Genomic DNA, 10,764 nt, shown 5'->3' on the forward strand with positions numbered 1-10,764 from the left:
CGGCAAAAAAAGCCATTACTTTACAAACTATTACTGCCGGCCACAGATTATGGATAAAATCAGGGCTTGTAGTCCCACTATGATCTATAAACTCAGCCACAATCGATTGCCGTAACACATACCCAAAAACCCTTTTAATCCCAAGATTGAATTAAGAAATTGTCGCTATACTCCATCGAATATGTGTTTTGTTATGCGCTCTTAGTTTAGTTATGGCTACAAGCACGAGTAGCAATTAACAAAAAATTTAGATTTTTCCCAAGCTCACAATTAATTTATGAAACTGACAAAAACCTGGTTTAAATGGATTGCCTTTGGACTACTACTCCCTTCCATTTTCACCGCTTGCGGAGGCGGTGAGAAAGCGGTTGCACCAAGCACCACACCGAGTTTGGTTTCAATCACGATTAGTCCATCCAATTCGAGTATTGCACTAGGTCTGACTCAACAATTTTCTGCCGCCGGTACTTATTCAGACGGCAGCAGCGCAGCCATTACGAAAGATATCAGTTGGAGTAGCAGCAATACCAATGCCTCGATAGTACAAACCACAGGTTTAGCCAGCAGTAAGGCGGTCGGAACCGAGACGATTACCGCCACCGTCGCAAAAATCAGTGCTACGACCAATCTCATTGTTCTGGCACCCTACGTGAATGTCGCGGCGGGCGGCAGTCATTCCGTGATCGTCAAAGCCAATGGCAGCATGTTGAGCGCCGGTCTAAATCGTACTGGTCAACTTGGCGACGGCACCTCAATAGATCGCCCTGAGTTCACTGCTGTGGGCAACATTAACACCTGGAGCATCATCAGCGCCGGAGAGTTTCACACCGTAGCACTTCGCACCGATGGCACGCTATGGGGATGGGGTTTCAATCAAAACGGTCAACTTGGCGATGCCACTTTTGTGGACAAGGTCAACCCTACTAAGATTGGTAGCGCAAGCTGGATTGCGATTGCAGCAGGCAAATCACATACCGTTGGCGTCAAAAAAGATGGCACTTTATGGGCGTGGGGTAGAAACTTTAATGGACAATTAGGTGATGGCACTACTATCGACCGAGTGGAACCAGTACAAATTGGCACGGCAAAAACCTGGACCAGCGTCGCTGCCGGTGGCGCTCACACTATAGCGCGTCGCTCAGACGGCACCATTTGGGGTTGGGGGAATAACGCGAACGGACAAGTCGGCACTGGCCCGAACATGACAGTGACAACACCAACCCAAATTGGCGTGGCAACCTGGGTCGCAGTCGCCGCAGGTACCAATCATAGTCTGGCTATTCGTGCTGATGGCGCGCTCTATTCCTGGGGAGCGAATGATTTCGGCCAGCTCGGCAACGGCTTTCTTTCGGATAGACTCAATCCTAGCCAGGTCGGAACCCAAAGCACTTGGACGGCAATTACAGCGGGTGAAAGACACAGTCTGGCACTCAAAAGTGATGGTAGTTTGTGGTCCTGGGGCGACAATAACAATGGGCAACTTGGCATCGCAAACAATCAGAACCAACTGAATCCCACACAGATAGGCGATAGCAAAATCTGGAAAGTCATATCAGCAGGACAATTTCACTCGGTGGGTGTGCGAAGCGATGGCACGCTATGGGTGTGGGGCAGAAACAATGAAGGTCAACTGGGTGATGGCAAACGCATCAGCACCACAATACCGCTGAACATACCATAAAGAATAGGCCTGAGGGACTACAGATGACAGGACACAAATCCAACGTGCACTAATTGCAAATAAATGTGTGACAAACCTCATTTTGGTACTGCACTGAATAAATTCAGCTAAAATAGGTCTAAAAATAAGTATCCTGTCTGGGTTAGTCAGCATTCATTTTGGGAGAGCGGATGCAGAATTTAGACACAGGAACGGGCGTGATGGTGCTGCACAGTGTTTAGTCGGGTCGCAGAAAAAAACTACGCGACTGCGGCTGCGCTCGCATCGTTGCAATATGTCTCGCCTTCCTGCGTTTTCTCTGAAACGCATCTCACAATTTGAAGTGAATCACCCCCACTTCTGCAACCAAACGCCTTCGAAGTTGAATACATTTTTCAAACATCTGTCGCTCGCACTTGTACTTCTCGCGTGGTCTTTCCATGCTAAGGCCTGGCAAACTACGTCACAACAAGCGATAGCATCCAGCACGACCGTTCCTATCCTGATGGCTGAACAAAAAGGCGATCATGATCAAGTGCTACCACTGACCAAAAACGTACTGCAATTATTTAATTACATAGAACAAGTCAGCAAATTAAAACTCGAAGTTAGACGTTATCCATGGCGCCGCGTTTTACACAATGCCTCGAATGCTGAGGGTTTGATTTTTGGTATTTATAAAACACCCGAACGCAGTCAGATTTATAATTTTTCCGAACCGGTCTATTCCGACAAAATCTGGCTGGTGTACCGTTGTGAAGATAATTTCACATTCAATGCCATAGCTGATCTCAAAGGCAAAACAATAGGCATCGTTCAAGGTTCGAGCGCTGGCGAAGAGTTTGATAGTCAGGTGAATCAATTATTTAAAGCGGAATACAACACCAGCAGCCTGGCGGGGCGATTCTCCAAGCTCTACCAAAAACGTATGGATGCATTTCTGCTCTATGAACCACGCACTAATCTGAAACAAATTCAGCGCGAGTTAAATCAAATATTTGCCTATGAACTGGACGAGTACAAGAAAAGAAAAATCGATATTTTTTGCATTGCGCCTAAACCTGTCTCAGTAATTGACGCTCACTTTGCCATCAGTCCCAAGGCCGATCAAAGTTGGCTGGAAAAAATAGATAAAGCCATCATACTAGCCAAAAAGAGCGGCGAGCTTGAAAAAATATTTGCTAAATAAATGACTATGACGAATTTTCAACCGGGAATACTGGCCCCCGTTCCTCAACATGCGCTTTACCTACATTTCCAATGCTCGCCGTTGAGCACACAAGAACAAATCAAACAAACACTGACACAATTAGCCGCATTTAGCGCAGAGCAGGACGTCGTAGTGGGAATCGCATTGTCATTACTTGACCGGCTAAAAACGACCATTCCCGGCATGCGCGCATTTCCAGACTTCAGCAATAGTCATACTGCCATCGTTCGTCCCGAATTTGATGTATGGTGCTGGTTGTACGTCCATGAGCGAGGTGAGCTGTTAAAGGCCATGCAGCGATTGCAAGGAATATTGAATCCTGTCTTTACACTGAGCTTACAAGTAGATGCCTTCAAATATCAGTCTGGGCGCGACCTCACTGGCTACGAAGATGGCACTGAAAATCCAGTGGAAGAGGCGGCAATTGCTGCTGCGATTGTTGACTGCGACAACCCACATTTACACGGCTCAAGTTTTGTAGCGGTTCAACAGTGGCAGCATAATTTCACGCATTTTGATGCCATGTCAGAGCAGGCACAAGACCACGCAATAGGTCGACGTCGCATAAATAATGAAGAACTGGAAGAGGCACCAGAAAGCGCGCACGTCAAACGTACCGCGCAAGAAGATTTTCAACCAGAAGCTTTTGTCGTGCGCCGTTCTATGCCGTGGATGCAGGATGGACAAGGTGGACTTTACTTTGTCGCCTTCGGACATACTTTCGATGCATTCGAAGCACAATTTCGTAAAATGCTAGGCCTTGAAGATGGTATCAGCGATGCCTTGTTTCAATTCTCAACACCATTAAACAATGCTTACTTCTGGTGTCCGCCAAAACAAAAAGGACGCTTAAATTTAAGCGCCCTCGGAATTGAACATAGAATTTAAAAACTATGCCCTATTTCAAAATTGAACACCATTAGCCATCGCTACGCAGAGCCGCAATAGGATCTAAACGTGATGCCTGTTTCGCGGGAAACACACCGAATGCCAAACCGACCGCAATACACATAGCAACGGCAATAAACAAACTCAACGGTGACCAGGCGACCGACCATCCAGCCAGAGTAGCGATGCTATAAGCAGCGATCGCACCTAACACGACCCCCATCAAAGCGCCGGTCACTGCTATCACCAAAGCTTCCGCCAAAAATTGTTCAACCACATCGCGTCGACGAGCCCCTAAGGCGCGCTTTAGACCAATTTCACGACGTCGCTCTAATACATTAGCCAACATAATATTCATGATGCCGATACCACCTACCAGCAAAGAAACGGCAGCGATAGAACTCATCACGAAAGTAAAAATACGTTGCGTCTGCTGATTTTGGCGATACAAGCCCATAGGTACAATTAAGTTGGTATCGTCGGCATTTGCGTGGCGCTGCTCTATCAAAGTTTGAAGCACCCGTGCGGAGACGTCTGGAGAATTTTTTCCATCTAAACGCAGGCTAATCCCATCGACTTCATCCTCAATCTGCGTAAATAAAAAGCGAGCGCGACCACTTTCCCATGGCACGAACAAACGTTCATCGTCTAAACCCAATTTAACCCCTTCAAATTCGGCTTTGCCCGCAGAACGATCAGTTAATACACCCACTACTTCCAACCAGGTGTGATTCAATTTAATACGTTCACCCAAGGGATCTTTGTCACCAAATAAACTCTTAGCCAAGCGCGCACCGAGTACGCAGACAGGTGCCAAAGTTTCACTATCATCTGCCACAAACCAACGACCATTGGACATCATTAATCCACCGTGCTCAGCGTAACTGCGCGATACCGCAAAAGCGCGCGCCGCAACTATATTTGTACCGTACACCAATTGATCTACTTTCACCTCTTTCTTGAGTGCGACTGACTGCGCACCAGGTACCACCGACATCGCCGCACTGGCATCGGCGGCCGACAAACCCAAGGAGCGGGTACGAATTTCTTTCAATTTATCAGCGGCGATTTGCTTACTTTCAATCAGCACATTGTTTAAACCCAGCTCGGCGACCAAGCGTAAGGCTTCGCGCTTACTACCTTCCCCCACGGCCAACATCGCGACTATCGCGGCAACCCCAAAAATCATGCCTAGCAAGGTCAGGCCAGTACGTAATTTGCGACGTTTTAGTTCTACGACGGCTTCGATTAATAATGCACGATTCATGAATTCACATCCTTCTTAGCCGGTATCAAAACTAACTGTGCACCGATGTTCAAGCCTGATTTGATTTCGCTGCGAACTTGTCCGCGCATACCTAATTCCACTTTTTGTTTGAGCATCTTGGATTTTTCCATCAGATATACAAAATAATCGCTACCCTCCTGTACCAAGGATATATTCGGTACTGTCATCACTTTGTCCGCGCTCAACAAAGTGACTTCTCCGGTAATAGCCTGCCCCGGCTTGAGCGCAAATTTTTTGACCATCTCTTGATCAATTTTTGCTTCGAATTCAGAGTATTTAACTGGAGACTCACGTGATTTTGTGCTGGCGGTTTTACCTACTTTAGTCACTTTTAGATTCAACTCGGTACCAGTGCCTGACAGGCGCACTTTGATTGCCTGTCCCTCTTTCAAACCAAATGCCGCGCCTTCGGCAATACTAAAACGCGCTACTTGTTGATCCAGATCTGGTAGAGAACCGAACTCATCACCTGCCCACAATTTTCCGCCAACTTGAGGCAGGGTGCCATCCCAACGCGCTTTCAATAAAAATACGCCTTGGTGCGGTGCCACCAGTTCTAAAGCCGACAAGCTCTTACGTTGTTGATCTATAGTCAGTGACACACTGTCTTTTTGCGAAGTAATCACGGCTTGCTCAGCTTGAGTGCGCGCACCAATTTGGGTGTTTTTCCACTTTAAGTAATCTTGTTTATGATTGAGAAAGCCTATATCCGCCAAGGTGTCGAGAATCTTATTTTGCGCAAAAACCTGCAGGTCTGCGTTCGCATAGCGCTTACTCAAATTCAAGTCGCCTTCAACTTTGGCACTGTCGGATTTCAATTCGGTACGACCCAATTCAGCAGTTGCCTGTACACCCAATTCCATTAATTCTTTACGTAGCATATCGGTCTCGGCTTGCGACAATTTCACCCTAGCCTGAGCTGCGTCAAATTTGGCAATCACCTGACCTTTTTCTACCAAGCTGCCATTTGGTACCATAGAAATCAAATTACGATTATCCCAGCCAGTTCCGGGCACACTCAGAGGTGTACTCGAAGCTGCTTTGATCTCGCCATCAGCCACTATGGCTTCCTGCCAAGTTTTTGCGGTAACCGTTTCAAGCGCAAGCTTGTCGCTACTGCCATCATCACTGCAACTGGATAGCGCCATCACTGCCAGTATCAGACTAATTTTTTTCATTTCTTTGCTCCCATTAATGGCGCAGCGCCACCCGCAACGCCATTCATAAACTTAACTTGCACCGCAGTGCCTGGTTTCAAATTTTTGGGCAGAGCGTCAAATTCGATTTCGATATCTCTGACTATGATGGGTTGATTTTTTGACTTGCCATGGAATACTGGGCCGAGTGCGCTAATCTTGGCAGCAATCTGCGAATTCGCACCCGGTGCGGCAATCTTGACGGCCTGTCCTGACTTCACTAAAGACACTTGTGCTTCCGGTACCTTGGCAGCAACATAGAGTTTTTCTGGGTCAGCTAAATTCGCCACGGCGCTGCCCATAAATACCCGGCTACCGACTGCAAATTTTTCGCCATCGAATCCACTGTTATGAACCACAGTACCGGATTTTTTTGCCAATACCGTTAAACCTTTTTGGCCTTTCTGCAGTTCATCAATGGTTTGCTGTAACTGGGATATTTCGGATTTCACACCGCGAAATTCAGCGGTTCTAGCGCGCTGTTGCGCATCACGCTGACGTTCAGCCAACAAGGCTAATTGATTAAATAAATCGCGTTCTATCACGAGCTTATCGTATTCAATTCGCTTCACTAGTTCTTTAGGTAAGGACGCCTTGCGTTGTGCTTTCTCGGCATTACTCTTTGCTTCGTTCACAGCCAGTTCAGCTGCCTTAGCTAATTCGGCGTGATCGAGTGCCAGTTTTTCTAGGGTTCGCTGTTTTTCTTTCAGTGCACTCAGATTTGTTTCTAATCTTGTTTTCACTTCATTCGCTTCAAAGATCGCTACCGTATCGCCTGCTTTGAGCTGGCTTCCCTCAGGTGCTAACATGACTAAGGTATATTCCCAGACCTGCTGAATATTCGGTGGCGCTACTGAGTAAGACTGACGCGATAAGACTTCGCCTTCTATACTCAACTCCTCACGATTCACCTTCGTTGGATTAGCGGGCAGTTCCTGACTTACTTTGATTTTCTTCACACTAGCTATCGCCGGATTCGTGTCATTCTGCGTTTTATTCTTTGCCCCATTCAATGACTCGATCGACACACTCATACCTTGCTGCAGCGGCCAATTGAGATTTTCTGGCAGTGTAATCTCAGTCTTAAAATACCGGCCATTACCCCAGATTGCCCGAGCTTCTGGCGCACTCGCGATACGTTCAATTTTTCCCGTCGTCACAGAATCTGGAATTGCGTCGAAGCGCATTTTCAAGGATTGTCCTTCGCTTAAGAATGGTCGATCGGCTTCCAATACCCAAGCGATCACTTTCAGTTTCCCAGCGCCCATGATTTGCCCGGCCACAGAGCCTATATGAGCAGCGCCGCCTTCATCTAAACGTTTGCCATTCCAAATATCATAACCATGAATTACGATACCATCGCGGCCTGCACGCACCTCGCTCTGGGCTTGTTTTACCTTGGCATAGGCAATTTGAATCTGCAGGCGTTTGACTGCTAATTCGCTATCCTCCAATTTTCGCTTCACGGCATCGCGCGCATTGTCTGAGGCTTTTTGTTTGACGACCAGATCGCGCGTGGCACGGTCAAGTTCGCCTTGATATTTATCGAAATCCAAGGCTGAAATCTGTGCCTTGGGTAAGGCAGCATCGATTTTCGCCTTGGCTAGTGCGGCCTGCGCCGTAACTAAGGCGCGCTCTCCTTCCACGGTTTTCACATCTAATTCTGCTGCTTCCTTGTATCCCCGTTCGCGTGTCTGCACAAGTTCAAGCTCCAAACGCTCCAGCTCTGAATCACCTTGCGAATCGACTCTCAAAATAACATCACCCGTTTTCACCGCAGCTCCTTCAGCCACAAAATATCTGAGAGTGACAGGTGACACGTTCGAGACCGGAACTATAATCGGCCATGAATCAATCGCCTGCACTTCACCAGTCAATAAAACGGGACGATGGTATGGTTCGACTTTCTTATCGTTAAGCTTAACTGTAGATTGATCATAGGCTTGCACACTGAGAGCCGATAGAAAAACGCAAAGTAAGGCCCAAGCTAAATGAGTGCATTTCATACCTGCACCTCATCAACTTTGCCATCTTTTAAATGTATAGTGCGTTGGGCTTTTGCTGCGATATTAGGATCGTGAGTTACCAGCACCATGGTCTGACCATTCGCATGTAATTCCGCCAGCAAAGCCAAGACGTCGGTCGCACTTTTAGAATCAAGATTGCCAGTTGGTTCATCTGCGAGTAATAAGGCAGGTTGATTTAATAAGGCGCGGGCAATCGCGGCACGCTGTAGCTGTCCACCAGACAGTTCGCCAGGTAAATGGCTCATGCGTTGACCTAAACCTATGCGCTCTAGTAAGGCACGTGCGCGTTGCTCTGCGCTGTTATCTACTTCCGCCGCATAGCGTTGCGGCAGTAAAACGTTTTCCAAAACAGTTAAACGCGGCAACAAATGAAAAGATTGGAACACAAAGCCAATCCGGCGATTACGCAAATCAGATGAGGCATCATCATCCATGCTAGCTATTTCGTCTTGCTCCAAATGATAAGTACCACTATCCGGTTTATCCAAGGCACCCAAGACATTCAGTAAAGTCGATTTACCCGAACCTGAGGGTCCCATAATCGCGACAAATTCGCCCTTAGCAATCGATAAATCCACGCCATCCAATGCCCGTATTTCATTCCCACCTTGCTTGTAAGTCTTGCGGATATTTTGTAGTGCAATCATATTTTTTATTTCCCTGCTTACTCAAAAGAAAATCAATCAGATAAGACTTCGGCTTTTTTTGCCACTGCACCGGCAGCGTCGTGAGCGGGAAGTATCCTTACCTAATCAACAATTGTCAATAAGTTAGGCTATATAGAAAATCCTTAATAGCAAATTGCGCGATTAGCTTCTGAAACCAAATTAATCATCAGAAAAAAACATGTGCTTTAAAAAAGGATGAGGCATCCAAATACTGAACTTATACTGAGCGACATGGTCAATACACATCAGGTCTCAAAGCGATAGACCAATTTCTCGCACATGAACAAAAAGGGATTTTTTTATGAAAAAACTTCTAGGCGCGCTCGGTATCGCAAGTATTTTTCTGGCATTACCAGCTCAGGCACAAATTCTATCGGTACGGGAACAGGCACGCATCGTCAATGAGAATTTGGCTGAACGCTTTGAGCAATTATTACCCGATATGATGGCGCAAACAGGTATTGATATGTGGCTCGTTATCGGCCGTGAATACAATGAAGATCCAGTACTGAAAACGATGCTTCCAGCGGAATGGCTCAGCGCACGTCGGCGCACCATGTTGGTATTTTATCGTGATCCACAAAGCAAGAAATTTGAGAAATTAGCGGTCGCGCGTTACGACTTTGGTGACAATATTAAAGCGGCCTGGGATACGCAAAAATTTCCCGACCAATGGGATGCTTTAGTCAATCTGATTCGCCAACGTACCCCCCAAAAAATAGGCATTAATACTTCACAGCATTTTGCCCACGCCGATGGTTTGGATCACACCGAATATCAAGAACTATTTCAGAAGTTACCACCAGATTTGAAAGCTAAACTGGTCTCCGCCGAACCTCTGGCGATACGCTGGCTGGAAACCCGCACCGCTAGAGAAATGCAGTTTTACCCGCAATTAATCAACGCGACTCATAAAATTATTGAAGAAGGATTTTCTGAGCAGGTCATCACCCCCGGCATCACAACCAGTGACGATGTGGTCTGGTGGTTTCGCCAAAAAATACGCGACCTGGGCTATGACACCTGGTTTCACCCGACGGTAGATATTCAACGCATGGATGCCAATAAAGATGAAGCGCAGCGTAGCTTTTCTGCTCGTCCCAAAAGCAATGTGATTTTGCCTGGCGATTTAATTCATGTGGATATCGGCATTACCTACCTGCGTTTGAATACCGACATTCAACAACATGCCTATATCTTAAAACCAGGCGAGACCGCAATACCTGACAGCTTGCGTCAAGCATTTGACAAGGCAAATCGCTTGCAAGACATTCTGACCTCACAATTTAAAGAAGGTAAAACCGGTAACCAAATTTTGGCCGATACTTTAAGTCAGGCAAAAAAAGAGAACATTGCAGCGACCATCTACTCACATCCAATTGGGTACCACGGTCATGCCGCAGGTCCAGCAATTGGCATGTGGGACAACCAGATAAAAGTTGAGGGCACTGGCGATCAAGCCTTACGTCCGCGCACCGCCTATTCCATAGAGTTGAATGCGGTCAGCACCATGCCTGAATGGAAGAAAGATATACGCATCATGTTGGAAGAAGATGCGTATTTTGATGGATCCAAAGTACGCTATATCGACGGGCGCCAGAAAGAAATCTACCTTATCCCAAGAGCGAGCCGCTACAATCAATAATTGTTCAATGGTCGATCAATCGACAATCAATAATTCAACATACAAAAATGCCCTCGAAGCTCGAGGGCATTTTTGCAAACTAGGCCAACACAGATCGCTCAAGTTTCGCGAGTTCAATTTTGAAGTGCAAGCGTATTTTTGAAGAATACCTGATTGGGTGTCAGGTATCCTAGTCTTTTTCT

Annotated in this window: 8 protein-coding genes; 4 read left to right on the top strand and 4 right to left on the bottom strand. The window is 46.6% G+C overall.

Annotated elements, in window-relative coordinates; all coding sequences use genetic code 11:
• Positions 1–277 precede the first annotated feature (277 nt).
• The 3 genes from AC1RR2_RS11380 (at position 278) to AC1RR2_RS11390 (ending at position 3,758) form a co-directional block, all read left to right on the top strand.
• Complete coding sequence (locus AC1RR2_RS11380; RefSeq protein ID WP_493222369.1) at positions 278–1,681, top strand: RCC1 domain-containing protein; 1,404 nt, start codon at positions 278–280, stop codon at positions 1,679–1,681.
• Between the two features lie 361 nt (positions 1,682–2,042).
• Complete coding sequence (locus AC1RR2_RS11385) at positions 2,043–2,849, top strand: substrate-binding periplasmic protein (protein ID WP_493222370.1); 807 nt, start codon at positions 2,043–2,045, stop codon at positions 2,847–2,849.
• 6 nt (positions 2,850–2,855) lie between these two features.
• Complete coding sequence (locus tag AC1RR2_RS11390; protein ID WP_493222371.1) at positions 2,856–3,758, top strand: Dyp-type peroxidase; 903 nt, start codon at positions 2,856–2,858, stop codon at positions 3,756–3,758.
• A gap of 31 nt (positions 3,759–3,789) precedes the next feature.
• Here AC1RR2_RS11390 and AC1RR2_RS11395 read toward each other — a convergent pair whose 3' ends face one another.
• Genes AC1RR2_RS11395 through AC1RR2_RS11410 form a run of 4 tightly spaced genes read right to left on the bottom strand, consistent with a single transcriptional unit; the run spans position 3,790 to position 8,916 of the window.
• Positions 3,790–5,025: an ABC transporter permease gene (locus tag AC1RR2_RS11395; protein ID WP_493222372.1), complete on the bottom strand. Its 1,236-nt coding sequence runs from the start codon at positions 5,023–5,025 to the stop codon at positions 3,790–3,792.
• Positions 5,022–6,224 carry an efflux RND transporter periplasmic adaptor subunit gene (locus AC1RR2_RS11400; RefSeq protein ID WP_493222373.1) on the bottom strand — a complete coding sequence of 401 codons (1,203 nt, stop codon included), beginning with the start codon at positions 6,222–6,224 and terminating at the stop codon, positions 5,022–5,024. Before AC1RR2_RS11400 ends, AC1RR2_RS11395 begins: the two co-directional genes overlap by 4 nt.
• The gene (locus AC1RR2_RS11405) at positions 6,221–8,248 is read right to left on the bottom strand and encodes an HlyD family secretion protein (protein WP_493222374.1); all 2,028 of its coding nucleotides are present in this window, start codon (positions 8,246–8,248) and stop codon (positions 6,221–6,223) included. The genes AC1RR2_RS11400 and AC1RR2_RS11405 overlap by 4 nt, the downstream gene beginning before the upstream one ends.
• Positions 8,245–8,916, bottom strand: a complete 672-nt coding sequence (locus AC1RR2_RS11410) for an ABC transporter ATP-binding protein (RefSeq protein ID WP_493222375.1) — start codon at positions 8,914–8,916, stop codon at positions 8,245–8,247. The genes AC1RR2_RS11405 and AC1RR2_RS11410 overlap by 4 nt, the downstream gene beginning before the upstream one ends.
• Before the next feature lie 322 nt (positions 8,917–9,238).
• Between AC1RR2_RS11410 and AC1RR2_RS11415 the strand changes: the two genes are divergently transcribed.
• A complete protein-coding gene (locus tag AC1RR2_RS11415; protein ID WP_493222376.1) occupies positions 9,239–10,582 on the top strand; it encodes a M24 family metallopeptidase in 1,344 nt (447 codons plus the stop codon).
• The last annotated feature ends 182 nt before the right edge of the window (positions 10,583–10,764 follow it).

The sequence above is a fragment of the Undibacterium sp. GW821-FHT11H02 genome, assembly GCF_058808015.1.